An 18,888-nucleotide genomic window follows, 5' to 3' on the forward strand; every position below is an offset into this window, starting at 1 on the left:
TTATGGGGTGGCGTCTGCAAGCCAATCCATAATATTCAAAGCAGCCGCATTGCTTTGCGCGCGCTCTGTCAGGCACACGAAGTACCCCCGTTCAGTATTTAGGCGCCGTGAGGTCACCGGCGTCAATTGCCCAAGGTCAAAATGGTCCTGCAACAGTGTTTGCCATCCCAGGATCACACCATCCCCGTTCAAAGCAGCCTGCAGGTAGACCATGAAACTGGTAAATTTCCGCTCGGACACTGGCGGGGGCGGTGTAAGGCCAGTATCTGCGAAGAACGTATTCCAGTCGTCGGTGTGATTGCCCATTGTAAGGTGGAGAAGCGGGCTTTGCGCCAGGGCCGCCAGGGTGTCAGGGATGGTGTTCGCGACTTCAGGATGCGCCACTGCAACCATGGTTTCCTGAAAGATCAGGCGGTGCCTGATCCCCGGCAACCTGTCCGGGTGGTCAAACGCAATGATGATGTCGGCACCAGACCCATATGCGTTGTTTTGGTCCCGGGAAATCAACTCGACTGAGATTTCGGGATGCGCGGTACGAAAGGCAGGCAGGCGCTGCATCAAGTAACAGCTGGCGAAGCCAATGGTGGTGTTGACGGTGATAACATCTTTGTCCGGACGGCGGCAAATCTGTTCTGCCGCGCTGCTAACTTGTAGAATGCTGCTGGCAACGGCGCGGAACAGAACTTCGCCTTCGCGTGTTAATGAGACGTTGGGGCGGGTCCGATTTAACAGTCTGACGCCAAGTTCCGTTTCAAGCGCGGCAACGCGGCGGCTGATTGCCGGTTGCTGAACATTCAGTTCTTGCGCGGCACGCGTAAAGCTGCGGTGTCGTGCAGCTGCCTCAAAAGCGGTAAGTAGTTTCCAATTTGGCGCGGCCATATCATTCCTCAATGGAATGTCGAGTATAAGGTTTTTCGATCTTTCCGGAAAAAACAAGCGGAATTAGCATTCTTGAAGAATAACAGCATTCCAAGAATGAGGTGCATTATGAAAGTGCAAATAGCAGTTCATTGTGATCCGCAATCACGGATGCGGGCCGAAGCATTGGATCCGCCGTACCAGGCGCCGGATGAAGGTTTTTCTGAATGAAAACCACGGGTATCATCCTGTTAAACAAAGGTGTGCCATGACCCGACCCGCCCTTTGTCGGTTGGCCCGCTTTGTGGTCGACGATCCGCTTACGCCCGACCCGGATACCCTGGCCGTGCTGCGCGATGGGGTGATCGATACGCTGGGCTGCATTCTGGCAGGTGTAAGAACCGAAGTGGCCTTCAAAGCACGCGCAGCAGTGCAGGCTATGTCAGTGGAAGGCGGGGCTGAGGTGCTGGGTGCCAAAATGAAAACCTCGCGCCCGCATGCCGCGTTTCTGAATGCAGTTGCGGGACACGCGCTGGACTTTGACGATTGGGAATTGCCCGGCAATACGCATCCGACCGTTGTTTTGCTTCCCGCGATGCTGGCTGTTATGGGGTCAAAGGCAACGGGTCGTGATCTGACGCAAGCTTATTTGGCGGGGTTTGAAGTCATCGCACGTCTGGGTGAGGCGTTGAATTTCGAACATTACGACGCTGGCTGGCATTCTACCGCGACTTTTGGGGCTCCGGCCGCTGCTGCAGCTTGCGCGCGATTGATGGGGCTGGACGCATCGGAAACGACCCATGCGATGTCTCTCTCAATCAGTGCGATTGGTGGATATACCTGTCAGTTCGGCTCTAATGCCAAGCCGGTTCAGGCGGGGTTCGCTGCGCGAGCAGGGGTCGAGGCCGCCTGTTTGGCTCGCGCCGGTGTCACCGGTCAAGCACATGTGCTGGATCATGAGCGGGGGCAGGCGGTTTTGATGGGCGGGCTTGTGCCTGATCGGTTGCAGGCGGCGCTGGGCAAACTGGGAACGGGATACGCTCTGGTCGAATACGGGCTGGTTCTGAAACCCTGGCCAAGCTGCGGGTATACCCATCGGATCATGACCTGCGCACGTCGCCTTTGTGACCGGATTGATCCGACGAAGATCACCGCGATTGACCTTTATGTGCCCGATTTTCACGCCGCCGTGCTACCATTCGTGCAACCCAGGTCCATCCCAGAGGCTCTGTTCAGCCTGCCATTTGTAGCGGCTATGGGGTTGGTAAATGGTAATTTGACGCTTGCCGATCTCACGCAGCAGGCGTGGAAGAAACCGATGATTGAACGCCTGATTGGCAAGTCTCGCGTGCATGCTTTTGCGCCCAATCAGTCCGGTCAAAACTATTCGGCCAAGGACCCAGACCGGCTTGTGGTGACGTTCCAAGATGGGCAGATCATCGAGGAAAGCTGCAGCTTTCCCACAGGTGCGCCGCAGTCGCCGATGTCACAATCACAGCTTTGGGAGAAGTTTGCGGCCAATACCGGGCCAGTGCCCGAAAGCTGGGTCGAAAAGTTGCGGATTTGGCCCGAGCTACCTGCCGTGTCCTCGTTGTTCTGCCGTCAGGGAGAATACGCATGAGCCGCGTAAGATCAGGACGGGCCGCCCGCAAGGCTCAGCGAAAGGGTGGGGCGGGAACTGGCTTAACCACCGCGATCTGGCCGGGCATCGAAGGTGGGCGATATCGCCCAATCTCAACTGAGGGGATTGCGGCCATCCACAAAACCACACTTCGCATTCTGGCCGAGATTGGCATGGCCAACGCGACGCCCCGCTGTGTCGACACCGTCGTTGCTGCCGGGGGATTGGTTTCGGATGCTGGTCGGCTTTTGTTTCCGTCCAAGTTGGTGGAGCAAGTGTTAACAACGGTTGGCCGGGGTTTCACGTTGTACGGTCAACGGCCGGAATACGACCTTGATCCAAGCGGTACGCGCATCCACCTTGGTACCTCGGGCGCGGCGGTCCATATCGTCGACAGCGCGACAGGTGAGGTGCGCGACAGCACGCTGAAGGACCTGCACGACATGGCGCGGTTGGCCGAAGCGCTGCCCAACATTCACATGTTTCAGCGCACCGTGGTCGCCCGGGATATTCCTGACACGCATGCAATGGAGATGAGCACGGCCTTCGCCTGCGCAGCGGGTACCGCCAAGCCAATCGGAACGTCCTTCAGCTCTGTCGAAACAATGCGTGCGGCGATTGAGATGTTCCATATGATTGCGGGCGGCGAAGCGGCTTGGCGGGCAAGGCCGTTCTGCTGTGTTTCCACGTGTTTTGTCGTGCCGCCCCTGACTTTTGCTGCCGAAGCACTGCGAATAATCGAATGCGCAGCCGAGACCGGGACACCGTTAAAACTGGTGTCGGCAGGGCAGGCGGGTGCGACAAGCCCCGCGCCTTTGGCGGGCGCCGTTGCTCAGCAAACAGCCGAAGTTCTGGCCGGGTTGGTCTATCTGAACCTGCTGAATCCCGGGCACCCGGCATTATTTGGTGCCTTGCCCTTTGTCAGCGACCTACGCACCGGCGCGATGTCCGGTGGCAGTGCCGAGCAGGGCGTGCTGATGGCGGCCTGTGCGCAGATGGCGCAATATTATGGCATTCCCTGTGCGGTGAGCGCGGGGATGACGGACAGCAAGCTGCCAGACTTTCAGGCAGGGTATGAAAAGGGCATCACCGAATTGCTCAGCGCGTTGGCCGGGGCCAATCTGATTTACGAAGCCGCTGGCATGTACGGCTCGCTTCTGGCGGCGAGCAAGGAAAGTTTTGTCCTGGATAACGACCTAATTGGATCGGTGATGCGTGCGACGCGCGGGTTTGAGATCACCGAGGATGCGCTCGCCTTCGATGTGATCCGCGACATGTGCCTGAACGGTCCGGGGCATTTTCTGGGCGCGAGTCAAACCCTGGGCCGCATGCAAAGCGACTATTACTATCCCGCACTTGCGGATCGGACGACACCACAGGCGTGGTCCGATGCAGGATCACCCAGTCTGATCGCTTCTGCACGCGCCCGGACCGACGCGATTCTTGCCGGTGATTCAACGCCCGTGTTCGGGGCAAAAACAGCAACCGACATCGCGCAGCGATTTCCCGAGATTGGCAGGTATTTTCCATGAGAATGGGCGACGAAACTAAACCTTGGATTTCACTTCTTAAGTTCACTCAAAATCCGATCCAGCACCGCCCGGACCTGCGCCCCGATTTGTGGTGCTTCCGAGGCGCGAGGGCCGGCGATGTTCAGAACCGACACCGGGTTTGCCTGCAGCCACTCACTGACATGCGCGGCACTGGTCGCTATTCCTTTTCTGACGTCGACGGTCAGATGTAACTTTCCAGCTTCTTCTGCGAAAACAATAGTTTGCTGCGTGCCGGGGCTGATTGAGCCATCCACAAAGATCAAGGTAGCATCGCTCGATAAGACATTGCAGCGAGTGCGTTCCACAACGTCTTCGGATTGCGTTTCGGTCAGACCGTCGAATTGGGCCGGAATCCTTCCATCCTCGTTCATGCGCCCTTTGGGGACCCAGCCACCGTATGCAAAACCGTTTTGGCGTGCGAACTCCAAAGCAGCCATATCTACGCCAGTCTGTCCACCTGAGACAATTTTCATGACTCACGCCCCTATTTGTTGTGGTCTAGATTAGTCAGGTTGCCGGGGTACCGCAAACCGGCGAAATTCAAAGGGCTGGAGGTATTCACCCCTTGCGCGAAACGGATTTTGAGCGGTTCATGGGATCGTCAAACTGTCACCTGAAGGTCGGTTTGTCGCCTTGGACGCAATTGCCGTACGGTCAGAGTGGTCCGAATTTGTCCTGTAGTTCCTGTACGGCTCTCAGGTAGTGCAAGAGGAACTGGGGGCTTACCGGGCAGTTCCCCCAACAGAACCAGAGAAGTGCCCGCATTCAAAAAGGCTAATAAGGCATGGCGACACAATCTGACAGCAAGGCGGTCTTTCTGACGGGCAGCCTGATGGGGCACGTGACCCGGATGTCCTTGACCACCAGTATTGGTCTTATGGCAATTTTCGCCGTTGATTTCGTCGACATGATTTTCATCTCGATGTTGGGAAACGATGCGCTGGCCGCAGCTGTTGGCTATGCCGGGACGCTTTTGTTCTTCACCAACTCGGTCAATGTTGGCCTTTCGATTGCGGCAGGGGCCCTGGTCGCTAGGGAACTTGGCGCCGGGCGGCACGAACAAGCCCGCCAATTCGGCACCAGTGTGGCTGTTCTGGGGGCCGTCGTCGGGTTGATCGTGTCTGTAATCGTCCTGTTCAATCTGACGTTCTTTCTGTCGCTTCTGGGCGCAGAAGGCGAGGTGCTGCGGTTGGCTGCCCGCTATACCTCGATCATTTTGCCAACCATGTGGGTGATGGCTGTGGCGATGACCGGTATGGCGGTTCTGCGCGCTTACGGAGATGCTCGGCGTTCGATGTTGGCCACGATTTATGGCGGTGTGGCAAACGCCGTGCTGGACCCGATCCTAATTTTTGCTGTCGGGCTGGGGCTGGATGGGGCGGCCATCGCATCGGTGATTGCGCGTATTTGCATGTTGATCGCGACGGTCAGACCGGCGGTGCGGGTACACCGCGGGTTTGGTCGGCCCTCTTTGCAGCAGCTTGGGGCGGATATTCGTCCGGTCAGCGCAATTGCCGTACCTGCCGTTCTGACCAATATCGCCACCCCCATCGGCAATGCCATCGTCATTCGCGAGATTGCACAGTTCGGAACGGATGCGGTGGCTGGCATGGCCGTGATCGGGCGGCTATTGCCCGTGGCATTTTCGGTCATTTTTGCCCTGTCCGGGGCCATTGGACCTATTGTCGGGCAGAATTTCGGGGCGGGGCAGTTCGACCGTGTAAAGCAGAGTTTTCTGGCCGGGGTCAAATTCACCGCTGTTTATGTCTGCCTGATGGCCGCCACCTTATACTTGTTGCGCGCGCCGATTGCCGATCTGTTTCAGGCGCAGGGGGAAACGCGCGCACTGATTTACCTGTTTTGTGGGCCGCTGGCCTTGGCATCGTTCTTTAACGGTGTGGTTTTTGTTGCGAATGCCAGTTTCAACAATCTGGGTCACCCCGTGTATTCGACCTGGGTGAACTGGGGGCGGCATACCTTGGGCACATGGCCCTTTGCTGTAGCGGGCGCCTATATCGCGGGGGCACCCGGCGTTCTGCTGGGGCAGGCCCTGGGCGGCGTGATCTTTGCGGGGGTCTGCTGGGTTCTGGTCCGCCGGGTCGTATCAAAACTGGCTACGCCGCAACCGATGGACCCGTTTGCCGGGCAGACCCGATTGCAGGCGCTGTTTGGGCGGCGAGGTTGGTAGATCAATCAGTTGCCCTGATTGCGCGCCTCTAGCCGTTCCAGGTTGACGACAGTCGACAGCATCAGCCGATCGTGGCTCCAATCCTCGGTCTGTTGGATCGAAGCGGCACCGAGGCCTAGAACCAGTGCAAACAAGATTGTCAGGCCTAGGAACATGAACGGCATAGATGAGTTAACCGAAGGCGCATCGGCCAGTGCGATTACGCGTTGCCGCAGAACCCGCTTAGCTTTGCCTCCCGTAACCAGAGCAACATTCAGCACACGCGGGCTGCCGCGCACAACTGTTCGGGCGCAATAGTCCAAAAGACAGCTGGTGTAGTCCTGCGTGTCGATGCCTTTGCGGGCAACGACCGATTGATCACAGGCCAACTCACGCAGGCGGTCGAACTGGTATTTTAAGACCAGATAGGCGGGGTTCCAGAAAAGAAGGGGACGCAGCAGTTCGAACCCCAGCTCCCACTCTACATCACCGGCGCGGATGTGTTGCAGCTCATGCGCAAGGGCAAAGCGCATTTCGTGCGGGGAATCCAGCAGATGGCTGGGCAGCACTACATGGCGTCGACGCAGGCCGCGTACAGCAAAGGGAACGGCGATGCGGTCGGACAGGCGGATGTCCACCTTGGCAGAGCGTCGCCAAAGAAAGCTGGTGTTCACTGTCTCGCGGATCGACAGCCCGTCGCGGATGACGCGCAGGGTATAAATCAACGCTGCCAGCGCCAACAGCGCAAGGATCACCAAAACAACGGGGTGATCCCCGCTGAACAAAACATCGACCCAACGCTGGCGTGTGTTCAGCAAGGCTTCGAACTGGGTGGCTGGCATGGCAATATCACCACGCAGATAGGCCGCCACGGCGATGTCACCGATGGCTACAGTGCCTTTTGCCGGGGTGTGAGTGGCCAGCACGGACACACCCAATGCCAGAACGGGGCTGAGGACGACGCACAGGCAAAGCGCCTTGAGCGCGCGCAGTTGCGCCACAAATCCGTGGCTGAAGGATGTTTTGGACAGAATGCCTCGGGCTGCCAGCCACACAAGCGCGGCTAACCCAAGGACCAGATTCAATTCAAGATACGCGTCGAGAACCGGTTTAACCGCTGTCATTTTGCAGTCTCCTCTCTACCAGTGCTCGAATTTCCTCCAGATCGGCTTCGCTGAGCCCTGCGTCGTCAACCAATCGCGCGACCAGTGTGGCGGGCGTGTCGTCGAACAGGGTCCGCGACAAGTTTTGCAGCGACCGCGCCTGATATCTGTCCTTCTCCAGCAGCGGCGTATAGATCAGCGTCTTTCCATCCTTGCGGCTTTCGACAAATCCTTTTTCATCGAGAATACGCAGGATGGTGGCGCCAGATGTATAAGCCAGATTGCGTTCGGCTGGCAGGCGATCAAGCACGTCACGGACCGAGCCCTGACCCAGCGCCCAGAGCTCGTTCATGAACTCAAGTTCTACTTCGGTCAGCAGGTTTGTTGTTTTTTTCTTTCGCATCGGTCTTTCGTGTCGCATTTTTTAGTATGCCTGACAGACAAGCATCCTTTCGCTGTTTCGCAAAGCTTAAACTTTCCAGAAGACGAAGATGCCCCAGCCGACGGACAGAAAAAGTGGTGTCCAGACCGGCTGACCCACCAGACCAAGCCAGGCCAGAAAGATATAGGCTGATCCCAGCAGGGTGATGAACAGCCGGTCGCCCAGCGTGGTTGTCAGGCCTAAAACACCCCGTCGTTCGATGCCGTCGCGGTACTTGAAACCTTCGAGAACGCCGATCAGGGCAATGGCCGAAAAGATGCCTACGAATACGGCCAATGTGGCCGGGGTCCAGGCCATCCAGAAATCGGGCCACAGGGGTGCGGTCCAGGAAAAGCCCTTTTCCTCTTGCTGGCCGACATTGCCCCATCCGGCCTGAGCCTGTGCAAAAGCCGTCGAGGGCAGGAAGGGAAGGATGAGTAGCAATTTTCGCATTTCGAACCTCATACACGACCCATCGCGAAACCACGCGCGATGTAGTTGCGGACAAACCAGATGACGATGGCGCCAGGGATGATGGTGAGCGTTCCGGCGGCGGCCAGCAGGCCCAACTCATACCCCGCGCTGGACGCGGTGCGGGTCATCACGGCTGCGATAGGTTTGGCCTCGACCGCGGTCAGGGTTTTGGCCAGCAGCATCTCAACCCATGAGAACATGAAGCAAAAGAACGCCGCGACGCCCACGCCCGCTTTGATGTTGGGCAGGAAGATGGTCACGAAGAAACGCGGGAAGGAATAACCATCGACATAAGCCGTCTCATCCAGTTCCTTCGGGATGCCACGCATGAAGCCTTCCAAAATCCACACCGCAAGCGGTACGTTGAACAGCGTATGCGCCAACGCCACGGCCAGATACGTGTCGAACAGGTGGATCGACGAATAAAGCTGGAAAAACGGCAGGGCGAAGACCGCCGCTGGGGCCATACGGTTGGTCAGCAGCCAGAAGAACAGCTGTTTGTCACCCAGAAACCGATAGCGCGAGAACGCATAGGCGGCAGGCAAAGCCACGCAGACAGAAAGCACCGTGTTCAGAGTCACATAGGTGATCGAGTTGATGTAGCCCCAATACCATGTTGGGTCAGTGAAGATGGTGATGTAATTTTCCAACGTAAAGGTCTGGGGAAACAGGGAAAAGCCCGACAGGATTTCATTCGTGGTCTTGAAGGACATCGCCACCAGCCAATAGATCGGTAGCATCAGGAATGCGATATAGAGGATCGGGATGATGGAACGCTTTTTCATTCTGCGTCATCCTTTGTCATCAGAGTGTAGAATAGCCACGACACAAGCAGCGTGATGGCGAAATAGATCAGGCTCATCGCGGCCGCAGGACCAAGGTCAAATTGCCCCAGCGCGATCTTCACAAGGTCGATCGAAAGCAAGGTGGTCGAGTTGCCGGGGCCGCCGCCGGTCAGAACGAATGGCTCGGTGTAGATGTTGAAACTATCCATGAACCGCAACAAGACTGCGATGGTCAGAACCGTTTTCATCTTGGGCAACTGGATATAGCGGAACACCGACCACGGGGTGGCACCGTCGATCTTGGCCGCTTGGTAGTACGCATCAGGGATCGACACGAGCCCCGCATAGCACAGCAAGACCACCAGCGAGGTCCAGTGCCAGACATCCATGACGACGACAGTGATCCAAGCCGAGATTGGCTGTTGGGTCATGTCATAATTGATGCCCAAAACGTCATTCAGAAAGTAACCCAACAGGCCGATCTGGGGCAGGGTGAAGATATTCCACATCGAGCCGACCACATTCCACGGGATCAGCATCGGTAGCGCCATAAGCACCAGACAAACCGGCACCCAGAACCCTTTGCGTGGCATCGACAGGGCCACGATGATACCCAGCGGGACCTCGATGATCAGGATCAGGAAGGTGAACAGAAACTGCCGCCCCAGTGCGGCCTGGAATCGGTCAGATCGCAAGATTTGTTCAAACCAACCAAGACCTTCCCAGAAGAACTGGTTGTTGCCGAATGTTTCCTGCACCGAGTAGTTGACCACGGTCATCATCGGCACCAGCGCGTTGAACGCGACCAGCGCCAGAACGGGTAAGACAAAGAACCATGCCTTTTGGTTTTCGGTTCTCATTGCACCCGCTCCTCGGTTGCGATCCAGCCGTCACGATAGACGCGGGATTGTTCAGGTTTGAATTGCAGAAAGACTTGTGATCCGGGCTCGGGTACACTGTGTTCGGTCACAGCCTTAAGGGCCGTGTTCCCGACCATCGCACTGACAACAAAGTGGCGGCCGATATCGGCCACTTTGGTCACATGCGCCGGGATGCCGGTGTCCCCAAAGCCCACATACTCAGGGCGGATTCCCAGGTGTGTACGGCCTCCGTCACCAAGGGTGGGACCTTCCAGCATCACCTCGTGGCCTTCGAACACGGCGCGGTCGCCTTTGGCCTCGCAGGGCAGGACATTCATACCGGGTGAACCTATAAAGTGTCCGACAAATGTGTGCTGGGGGCGTTCAAACAGTTCGACTGGAGTGCCGATCTGAACCACTTCGCCTTCCTGCATTACGACGACTTCGTCCGCGAAAGTCAGCGCCTCGGTCTGGTCGTGGGTCACATAGATCATCGTGGCCTGCACGCGCTGGTGCAGTTCTTTCAGCTTTGACCGAAGTTTCCATTTCAGATGCGGGTCGATCACCGTCAGCGGTTCGTCAAACATCACCGCGTTTACATCATCGCGCACAAGACCGCGCCCCATCGAGATTTTCTGTTTGTTGTCAGGGCTCAGGCCCGATGCGCGGGTGTTGAGCATATCCGTGACGTCCAGCATTTCGGCAATCTCATCCACGCGACGTTTGATTGTCGCTGGGTCCACGCCGCGGTTTTTCAGCGGGAAGGCAAGATTTTCACCCACCGTCATCGTGTCGTAGATCACCGGGAACTGGAACACCTGCGCAATGTTGCGTTGATCGGGGGGCAGGGTGGTGACGTCGCGGTCATCGAACAGAATCTGCCCCTCGGACGGCGTCAACAGACCCGAGATGATGTTCAGCAGAGTGGACTTGCCGCAGCCCGACGGGCCGAGCAGCGCGTAGGCCCCACCATCGCGCCAGGTCACATCGATTTCCTTCAGCGCGTAATCTTCCTGGCCTTTTGGCGTTGGCATATAGCTGTGTCGCAGGTTTGAAAGTTTGATCTGTGCCATGTCAGGCCACCCTTTTGCCGTCTTGGCCGAAATACCGGCAATGCGCCGGGTTCATATAGAAGCTGTGATCCTCACCGACCTGGTAGGGATGCACACCGGCAGCCAGCGAGACCCACGCTTCATCCCCATGTTGGAAATGCGCGCTGGAATCGGAACCGGACAGTTCAGTGACGATCACACGACCGGTCAGTTCCACATCTGCGTCCGAGGTGCGGACCGGGGTCACGCGGTGCGGACGCACAGCGACCATGTATTCTCCATCAGCCATATCCGTAACGGTCCAGCCGCCCCCGCCCGCCAGTTGCGCCTGAGCACTGGATACCGATATGCGGGCTACGTTGATTGGCGGGTCCGAGAATACGCGCGCAGCGGCGATGTTTTCGGGATTACGATAGATATCAGCGGTTGGGCCGAACTGAGTAACGTGGCCATCTTCCATCAGCGCGGTGTATCCACCCAACAGCAGGGCCTCTTCTGGTTCCGAGGTGGCATAAACCACGACGGCACCGCGACCTGCAAACAGGTCTGGTAATTGTTCGCGCAGCTCTTCGCGCAATTTGTAGTCAAGGTTCGCCAACGGTTCATCCAGGAACACGGCGCGGCTTTCTTTCGCGATGGCACGGGCCAGCGCGGTACGTTGTTGTTGCCCGCCCGACAGCTCATGCGGTCGACGGTTAAGCATCGGGCGCAATTGCAGCAGATCGGCGGCCTCTTCCACGCGGCCCTCGATCTCGGATTGCGCCATACCAGCCACGCGCAGGGGCGAGGCGATATTGTCGAAAACACTCATATGCGGGTAGTTCACGAAGAACTGGTGTACCAAGCTGATCTGACGCTTTTGCGTGTTCAGCCGTGTCACATCCTGCCCATCCATCAAAACCTTGCCCGAGGCGATCGGGTCCAGCCCGGCCATCATCTTGATCAGAGAGGTCTTGCCCGAACCCGTCGCGCCTAACAGCACGTTGAAATGGCCCGTTTGCAGTGTCAGGTTGGTGGGTTTGATATGGATGACGTTGCCAACCCGTTTGGTGGCATCTTGTAATTCGATCATGTCCGTGAGTTCCGGTCCTTCAGTGCATCGCACTGGTCTTTGGGGTGGGGATGCCTGAACCGGCACCCCCGGGTTTCAATGGTCTACTGAGCCTGCCAGCGCTGAACCAGTTCGTCATAGTTGACGGTCTGGCCTTGCGGTTTTTCGTTCTCAAGCTTGGCCTTAGGCGAACCCTCTTTTTCCAGCCAGAAGGCAGGATCCTGCGGGTCGTTCAGGCGTGGACCACAACCACCGTAGACACCGGCGCTTTCGTCCGCAGCCTGCATACGGGCCATGGTGATGTCCATCTCTTCAGCCAGACGGTCCATCGCCTCTTGCGGGGTAAACGCACCCGAGTTCACGTCACCGATCTGCTGCCACCAGATCTGGGCCAGCTTCGGATAGTCCGGCACGTTGATGCCGGTGGGCGACCATGCCACACGGTCAGGCGAGCGATAGAACTCGACCAGACCACCCAGCTTGGGTGCGCGCTCGGTGAAGGACTCGTGATTGACCGAGCTGTCGCGGATGAAGGTCAGACCCACGTGGGACTTCTTCACATCGACAGTCTTGGAGGTCACGAACTGAGCATAGAGCCAAGCCGCCTGAGCACGATCCGCAGGGGTCGATTTCAGGAAGGTCCAAGACCCCACGTCCTGATAACCAACCTTCTGGCCTTCTTCCCAGTAGGGGCCGTGCGGGCTGGGTGCCATCCGCCACAGCGGCGTGCCCTCGTCATCCACGGTGTTGTTACCTTCGGATTTCGGCTTCACCATGTCGGCAGTAAAGGCGGTGTACCAGAAGATCTGCTGGGCGACGTTGCCTTGGCTAAGCGCTGGTAGCGACTGGTAGAAGTCATAGGACGCCGCACCCGGAGGCGCATAGGCCCGCAGCCACTCATCCCATTTGCGGATCGCATAGACCGCAGCGGGACCGTTTGCAGCGCCGCCGCGGGACACGGATGCACCAACAGGGTTACAGGTGCCCGCTTCCATGCGGATACCCCACTCATCAACCGGAATGCCGTTCGGCTCGCCAACGTCGCCGGCACCGGCCATTGACAGCCACGCATCGGTCATACGCCAACCAAGGTCAGGTGCGCGCTTGCCGTAGTCCATGTGGCCATAGATCGCCACTCCGTCGACTTCCTTTACGTCATTGGTGAAAAATTCGGCAATGTCTTCGTAAGCCGACCAGTTGACCGGAACACCCAGGTCATAGCCGTACTTTTCTTTGAACGCGGCTTTGTTGGCTTCGTCGTCGAACCAGTCCTTGCGGAACCAGTAAAGGTTCGCGAACTGCTGGTCAGGCAGCTGGTACAGCTTGCCGTCCGGACCGGTGGTGAACTGAATGCCCATGAAGTCATCCAGATCCAGCGTCGGCGAAGTTGTCGCCGCCCAATCGCCAGCCATCATGTCGGTCAGCGGATAGGCCAGTTGCAGGCGCGAGTGGGTGCCGATCAGGTCACTGTCGTTGACATAGCCGTCATACAGATTCCGGCCGGTCTGCAGCTGGGTTTGAACCGCCTGAACCACTTCGCCTTCACCGAGGATCTGGTGGTTGACTTTGATGCCAGTGATTTCCTCGAACGCCTTGGTCAGGACCTCGGATTCGTAAGAATGTGTCGGGATGCCTTCGGACAGGACGTTGATTTCCATGCCAGCGTAAGGCTGTGCAGCTTCGATGAACCACTGCATTTCCGACATCTGTTCGTCTTTCGACAAGGTCGATGGCTGGAATTCGTCGTCGATCCAACGTTGTGCTGCGGCTTCGTCGGCCCAAACGGGACCGTGCCCCGCAATGACGGCAGCCGCCGCCACTGCGGAAAGTAGATGTCTCCGCATCTGTCTCCTCCCAAAAATTATGGTTGTCCGGTGCTAACCGGATGACCGACAGCATCAGCGATTTTCTGCGCACCTGTCAAACTAAATTTTTAGTAAATGAAAATTCCGCCGGTTTCGAAGGGTTGATTTATCCTCGGTTGCCAATTTCTGAATTCGTTGTAAGCTGTCCTTACAATTACAAAAAATGCCACTGACCACCGTGGCGAATTTACTGAAAATCTCTTTGACGCATGGGGGTAAGTGATGTCCCGAAGCCTGTTGAAGTACACGCGTGTTCTGGAAATTGTCGGTGACACGATCAAGGTTCGGGTGCCGATTGATGGCGCGCGCGACCCAGCCGTTCGCTTTAACGATCTGGCGGTGATCGAGACGGTGGATGGCCGCAAAACTCTGGCTCAGGCGATCTTAATTGATCGGGACGTGGTGACGTTGCAGGTGTTCTCGGGCACCAAGGGCATATCCACCGAGGCGACGGCGACCTTTCTTGGCCACCCAATGCAGACGCCCTATTCGGCCAACATTTTGGGGCGCGTGTTCGACGGGGCGGGGGTGGCGATCGACGGCGGACCCGACCTGACTGCCGAGCCGCGCATCGACATCGGTGGTCCGACCGTAAACCCGGCCGAGCGTGCGGTTCCCAACAAGATGATCCGCACGGATGTGCCGATGATCGACGTGTTCAACACGCTTGTCGAAAGCCAGAAAATCCCGATTTTCTCGGTTTCAGGTGAGCCGTTCAACGCCTTTCTCAGCCGAATCGGTATTCAGGCGGATGCCGATATCGTGGTGTTCGGCGGGCTGGGATTGATCTTTGATGACTATTACACGTTCCGCACCTCCTTTGAGGATGCGGGCGTGTTCTCGCGCACCGTGATGTTCGTCAATCAGGCGATGGACCCTCTGGTCGAACGCTTATTGGTGCCGGATATGGCGTTGGCCGTGGCCGAGAAATTCGCGGTGGAAGAGGGCAAGCGCGTGCTGGTTCTGATGACTGACATGACCGCTTTCGCCGATGCGATGAAAGAAGTGGGGATCAGTCAGGAACGCGTTCCATCGCAGCGCGGATATATGGGTGACCTCTATTCGCAGTTGGCGCGCCGGTACGAAAAGGCGTGTGATTTCGCCAAGGGCGGGTCGGTCACCGTGTTGACCGTGACGACAATGCCAGGCAATGACGTGACCCATCCGGTGCCGGACAACACGGGCTATATCACCGAAGGCCAGATTTACCTGCATTCGGGTGTGATCGACCCGTTCGGCAGCCTGTCGCGCCTCAAGCAGAACGTAGTTGGTAAGACGACCCGCGAAGACCACGGGCAGATTATGAACACGATGATCCGGTTTTATTCGGAAAGCCGGGACGCCGCGCAGAAGCAGGCGATGGCCTTTGACCTGTCGGATTACGATCACCAACTGCTGAAGTTTGGCGCGCTGTTCCGCAAGCGATTCATGGATATCAACGTCTCGATCCCGCTGGAGGATGCGCTTGATCTGGGCTGGAAAACCCTGGCTGAGTGTTTTGCCCCAGAACAATTGCTGATGAAGCAATCTCTGGTCGACAAATATTTCCCAAAGGATGCCGATGGCGCGGTTGCAGCTGAATAAATCGTCGCTCGCCCGCGAGCAGACGCAGCTGAAAAGCTATGAGCGGTTCCTGCCGTCACTGGACCTCAAGCGCCAGCAATTGATGGCGGAACGTGTGAAAGCCCGTGAGGAGGTGAGACGGCTAGAGGACGAGGTGCAAGACCTGGCCCAGCAGGTGGGGGCAAAGCTGCCAATGCTGGCACAGCAAAGCATCGATCTGGACGGGCTGGTGGAACTGAAAGACTACAGGGTCAAAGAGGTCAACGTGGTGGGCGTCAAGATGCCTGATCTGGACCGGATCGAGGTTGCTGTGCGCCCTTATTCGCTGTTGGCAAAACCCCATTGGGTGGATGCCGCGGCGCAGTTGCTGCATGATATGATCGAGGCGCGCCTGCGGGTCAAAGTGGCCGAAGAGCGGGTCAGGATTTTCGACAAGGCCGTTGCCACGATCACGCAGCGGGTGAACCTGTTCGAAAAGGTTCTGATCCCGCGCGCCAAGGCCAATATCAAGAAGATCCGCATCTACCTGAGTGATGAGCAGATGCAGGCCGTCGTCCGCTCGAAAATCTCCAAGCGTAAACATGCGCAAGAGGCGGCGTCATGAGTATCGCCCGCCTCAAAAAGCTCTCGCTGGTAGGACGAGCAGCGCAGAAAACCGAAACGCTTGAGGCTTTGCAGGAACTGGGGTGCATGCATGTATTGCCACTGGCCCCGCCACCATCTGAGCCGGAAAAGATCAGCGCGCGCGGTGCAAGAGATGCCTATAAGGCGTTGCGATTCCTGACAGATGTACCTGAGCCACGCCGCCAAATTCAGCGCGACACGGACTTTAATATGGATCAGTTCGTCAAGGATGTGCGCGACCTGATGCAACGCAGCCGCGACATGACAGACAGGCGGGATTTTCTGGCCGATCGCATTGCGAAGGTGCGGCCGTGGGGCGATCTGGATTTTCCGCCCGATGACGTTCTGGCGGGCAACCGGCTATGGTTCTACCAACTGCCGTTAAAGCGTCGAGATGCTTTGAATGACCTGACGCTGCCCTGGGCGATTCTGGAGCATGATCATCGGTTTATCTATGCGGTCCTGATCTCGTCGGATGAGCCCGCCGACGACATTCTGCCAGTACCGCGCACCCATACGGGGTCACTGCCCATTCATGAGCTTGAGGCCCAGTTGGAAGAGGCGGAAATTGCCATCGAAGCGCTTGAGGCCGAACGGGTCGCCCAGACCCGCTACTTGACGCTGATGCGGCGTAACCTCTCGGTGGCTGAGAGCGCAGCAGAGCTTGCCCATGCGACGCAGAAAGTGCGCGACGAAGAGGCGATGTTTGCCCTTCAGGGCTGGGTGCCAGAAGATCGCGTTGATGCCGTGTTGGACATGGCGAAGGGTAAGGACGCCGCGATTCTGATCGAGGACCCAGGCCCCGAAGACTCGCCACCCACTCTGTTGGAGCAGCCGGAAAAACGTAACGCTGCCGTAGATTTGGCGCTGTTTTATCAAGTTCCAGGTTACAAAGATTGGGACCCAAGCGTCATCGTCGCCGTGTCCTTCGCGTTCTTCTTTGCCATGATTGTAGCTGATGCAGGGTACGGCGCGACCATACTGCTGGGCTTGCTGCTGTTTTGGAAACGAATGGACGGAACTGCCGGGCAGAAATCATGGCGTCGGTACGGATTGATCATTTCGGGCGCGACGATTGTATATGGCGTTCTGGTGGGCAGTTATTTCGGTGTGTCACCGCCGGAAGGGTCGATCCTCGCCAAGGTGAAACTGCTCGATCTGAACAATTTTGGTGCCATGATGATGGTCTCGATTGTTGTGGGAGTTCTGCATCTGGTGCTGGCCAATGCACTGGCCGCCCACGCTGCCTGGGGACAGCGCAATGCGATTGCCAATCTGGGCTGGATCGCTGCACTGATTGGCGGATTTGTTTTGTGGCTCAGCTATGTGAAGGGAAACTCTGCAACACCCGGTGCGGTGATCCTTAGCGCGGGCGTTCTGGCGATCCTTTGGTTTTCCAGCGATCGCCAGATCAACAAGCCAATCGATTGGTTATGGCGTCTGATTGGCGGCATCCAAGCCCTGGCCGGAGCGATGGGGGCGTTTGGTGACGTACTCAGTTATATGCGCCTGTTCGCGCTGGGCTTGGCCTCGGCCTCGCTGGCGATCACATTCAACGATCTGGCGGTGTCAGTGATGCACGCGCTGAAGGGACCCGGGATCCTGTTCGCTCTGCTGATCCTGATCGTCGGTCACGCCCTGAACTTCGCCCTAGCGATGATGAGCGGCGTCGTCCACGGGCTGCGTCTAAATTACATCGAATTCTTTAAATGGGGTTTGCCGGATGAAGGCATCGTCTTTCGCCCGTTTGCCCGCAAGGAGGTTCAGGAATGAATGAGCTTGTTCTTACATTGGGTTGGCTGGGGATTTACGCACCGATGGCACTGGGTGCGGCGGCAAGCGCCATTGGCTGTTCCATTGCCGGAATGGCCAGTATCGGGGCCATGACCGAGACCGAGGGGGGCTATGGTCGGTTCGTCGGCGTTTCGGCCTTTCCGTCGACCATGGTGATCTATGGCATCGTCATCATGTTCACCCTGAACCGTGAGGTGACGCCTGAAAATGCGGGCGGGTTGTTCGGGATCGGCATCTTGTCGGGCATCGCCTTGATGTATTGCGGTATCTGGCAGGGCCGGGCCTGTGCAGCAGCGATCAATGCAACCAAGGAAAAGCCGGAAATCTTCGGGCTGTCGTTGGCACCTGCTGCAATTATCGAAGGCTTTGGCGTCTTTGCCTTCGTCTTTGCCCTGGTCATTAGCGCGGGGATAAGCTGATGGCGCAGGATGGCATGATCTCTCACGGTGTTGACGCGCTGATCGACAAGCTGCGCAATGATGGGGTGGCAGCTGGCCAGGCGGATGCAGATAAACTGCGCGCCGATGCCAAGGCCGAAGCGGCAAAGATTCTGGCCGACGCCAAACGCGAGGCGGACGTGTATCAAAAGAAGGCCCGCACGGATTCTGACAACTACCGTGCAGCGGGCGAAGAGGCGCTGAACACTGCCATGCGGGATGCGGTGCTGACCATGAAAGCCGGCCTGACGGACCGCTTCCGCGAAGATGTCGAACGTTTGGTCACCAAGGAAATGGCTGATCCAGACCTGCTGAAGCAGATGATACTCGAAGTTGTGGGCCGTGCGGCAGAAGGCGCCAATCTGGACGGAAAGGTAGAAGTCATTTTGCCCGCGAAGATCGCCACGCAAGAGGATATCAAACAGAATGCCGACGATATCCAATCTGGCAAGCTTACCAAATACGTACTGGGTCTGACCGCTGAAATGCTGCGCGAGCAGGTCGAACTGCACGCCTCGGATGATGCCGAGGGTGGCATACAGGTGCGGGCAGACGATCAAGGCGTGGCTTTGGATCTGACGGATAAAGCGGTGGCCTCGTTGCTGATGGAGCATCTACAGCCGCGTTTCCGGGCCGTTCTGGAGGGGGTGATCCGTTAGA

Annotated in this window: 18 protein-coding genes; 8 read left to right on the top strand and 10 right to left on the bottom strand. The window is 57.6% G+C overall.

Annotated features, from left to right (window positions below; genetic code table 11):
* Nucleotides 1-879 (bottom strand): LysR substrate-binding domain-containing protein, encoded by an 879-nt coding sequence (locus tag ACR0B0_RS02215; protein ID WP_480646229.1) that lies wholly within the window; start codon nucleotides 877-879, stop codon nucleotides 1-3.
* A 247-nt stretch (nucleotides 880-1,126) separates the two neighbouring features.
* Between ACR0B0_RS02215 and ACR0B0_RS02220 the strand changes: the two genes are divergently transcribed.
* The gene (locus ACR0B0_RS02220) at nucleotides 1,127-2,479 is read left to right on the top strand and encodes an MmgE/PrpD family protein (protein WP_480646231.1); all 1,353 of its coding nucleotides are present in this window, start codon (nucleotides 1,127-1,129) and stop codon (nucleotides 2,477-2,479) included.
* The gene (locus ACR0B0_RS02225; protein ID WP_480646233.1) at nucleotides 2,476-4,011 is read left to right on the top strand and encodes a trimethylamine methyltransferase family protein; all 1,536 of its coding nucleotides are present in this window, start codon (nucleotides 2,476-2,478) and stop codon (nucleotides 4,009-4,011) included. Before ACR0B0_RS02220 ends, ACR0B0_RS02225 begins: the two co-directional genes overlap by 4 nt.
* 29 nt (nucleotides 4,012-4,040) lie before the next feature.
* Here ACR0B0_RS02225 and ACR0B0_RS02230 read toward each other — a convergent pair whose 3' ends face one another.
* Nucleotides 4,041-4,505, bottom strand: a complete 465-nt coding sequence (locus ACR0B0_RS02230; protein WP_480646235.1) for a putative molybdenum carrier protein — start codon at nucleotides 4,503-4,505, stop codon at nucleotides 4,041-4,043.
* Between the two features lie 311 nt (nucleotides 4,506-4,816).
* Between ACR0B0_RS02230 and ACR0B0_RS02235 the strand changes: the two genes are divergently transcribed.
* Nucleotides 4,817-6,220: an MATE family efflux transporter gene (locus ACR0B0_RS02235; RefSeq protein WP_480646237.1), complete on the top strand. Its 1,404-nt coding sequence runs from the start codon at nucleotides 4,817-4,819 to the stop codon at nucleotides 6,218-6,220.
* Nucleotides 6,221-6,225: 5 nt separating this feature from the next.
* Here the strand turns inward: ACR0B0_RS02235 and ACR0B0_RS02240 are convergent, their stop codons facing one another.
* The 8 genes from ACR0B0_RS02240 to ACR0B0_RS02275 all read right to left on the bottom strand — a co-directional run bounded on the left by ACR0B0_RS02240 (nucleotide 6,226) and on the right by ACR0B0_RS02275 (nucleotide 13,789).
* On the bottom strand, nucleotides 6,226-7,323 hold the full coding sequence (locus ACR0B0_RS02240; RefSeq protein WP_480646239.1) for a M56 family metallopeptidase: 1,098 nt from the start codon (nucleotides 7,321-7,323) through the stop codon (nucleotides 6,226-6,228).
* Nucleotides 7,310-7,705 (bottom strand): BlaI/MecI/CopY family transcriptional regulator, encoded by a 396-nt coding sequence (locus ACR0B0_RS02245; RefSeq protein WP_170348226.1) that lies wholly within the window; start codon nucleotides 7,703-7,705, stop codon nucleotides 7,310-7,312. Before ACR0B0_RS02245 ends, ACR0B0_RS02240 begins: the two co-directional genes overlap by 14 nt.
* Nucleotides 7,706-7,771: 66 nt before the next feature.
* A complete protein-coding gene (locus tag ACR0B0_RS02250) occupies nucleotides 7,772-8,176 on the bottom strand; it encodes a DUF2160 domain-containing protein (RefSeq protein ID WP_170348227.1) in 405 nt (134 codons plus the stop codon).
* 8 nt (nucleotides 8,177-8,184) lie between these two features.
* Nucleotides 8,185-8,982: a carbohydrate ABC transporter permease gene (locus ACR0B0_RS02255; protein ID WP_155139158.1), complete on the bottom strand. Its 798-nt coding sequence runs from the start codon at nucleotides 8,980-8,982 to the stop codon at nucleotides 8,185-8,187.
* On the bottom strand, nucleotides 8,979-9,842 hold the full coding sequence (locus ACR0B0_RS02260; protein WP_170348228.1) for a carbohydrate ABC transporter permease: 864 nt from the start codon (nucleotides 9,840-9,842) through the stop codon (nucleotides 8,979-8,981). Before ACR0B0_RS02260 ends, ACR0B0_RS02255 begins: the two co-directional genes overlap by 4 nt.
* Complete coding sequence (locus ACR0B0_RS02265; RefSeq protein ID WP_170348229.1) at nucleotides 9,839-10,915, bottom strand: ABC transporter ATP-binding protein; 1,077 nt, start codon at nucleotides 10,913-10,915, stop codon at nucleotides 9,839-9,841. Before ACR0B0_RS02265 ends, ACR0B0_RS02260 begins: the two co-directional genes overlap by 4 nt.
* A gap of 1 nt (nucleotide 10,916) precedes the next feature.
* The gene (locus ACR0B0_RS02270) at nucleotides 10,917-11,966 is read right to left on the bottom strand and encodes an ABC transporter ATP-binding protein (protein WP_170532827.1); all 1,050 of its coding nucleotides are present in this window, start codon (nucleotides 11,964-11,966) and stop codon (nucleotides 10,917-10,919) included.
* A gap of 83 nt (nucleotides 11,967-12,049) precedes the next feature.
* Nucleotides 12,050-13,789, bottom strand: a complete 1,740-nt coding sequence (locus ACR0B0_RS02275; protein ID WP_170348231.1) for an ABC transporter substrate-binding protein — start codon at nucleotides 13,787-13,789, stop codon at nucleotides 12,050-12,052.
* A gap of 243 nt (nucleotides 13,790-14,032) precedes the next feature.
* Between ACR0B0_RS02275 and ACR0B0_RS02280 the strand changes: the two genes are divergently transcribed.
* From ACR0B0_RS02280 to ACR0B0_RS02300, 5 genes are read left to right on the top strand one after another with little or no spacing between them, the layout of a single operon-like run.
* Nucleotides 14,033-15,394, top strand: a complete 1,362-nt coding sequence (locus ACR0B0_RS02280; RefSeq protein WP_170348232.1) for a V-type ATP synthase subunit B — start codon at nucleotides 14,033-14,035, stop codon at nucleotides 15,392-15,394.
* Nucleotides 15,372-15,977 (top strand): V-type ATP synthase subunit D, encoded by a 606-nt coding sequence (locus ACR0B0_RS02285; protein WP_480646241.1) that lies wholly within the window; start codon nucleotides 15,372-15,374, stop codon nucleotides 15,975-15,977. The genes ACR0B0_RS02280 and ACR0B0_RS02285 overlap by 23 nt, the downstream gene beginning before the upstream one ends.
* Entirely contained in the window at nucleotides 15,974-17,770 is a 1,797-nt protein-coding gene (locus ACR0B0_RS02290; protein ID WP_170348234.1) for a V-type ATP synthase subunit I, read from the top strand. Before ACR0B0_RS02285 ends, ACR0B0_RS02290 begins: the two co-directional genes overlap by 4 nt.
* Entirely contained in the window at nucleotides 17,767-18,210 is a 444-nt protein-coding gene (locus ACR0B0_RS02295) for an ATP synthase subunit C (protein ID WP_170348235.1), read from the top strand. The genes ACR0B0_RS02290 and ACR0B0_RS02295 overlap by 4 nt, the downstream gene beginning before the upstream one ends.
* Entirely contained in the window at nucleotides 18,210-18,887 is a 678-nt protein-coding gene (locus ACR0B0_RS02300) for a hypothetical protein (protein ID WP_425080881.1), read from the top strand. The genes ACR0B0_RS02295 and ACR0B0_RS02300 overlap by 1 nt, the downstream gene beginning before the upstream one ends.
* Nucleotide 18,888 lies beyond the last annotated feature (1 nt).

Source organism: Ruegeria sp. BA12 (genome assembly GCF_056539625.1).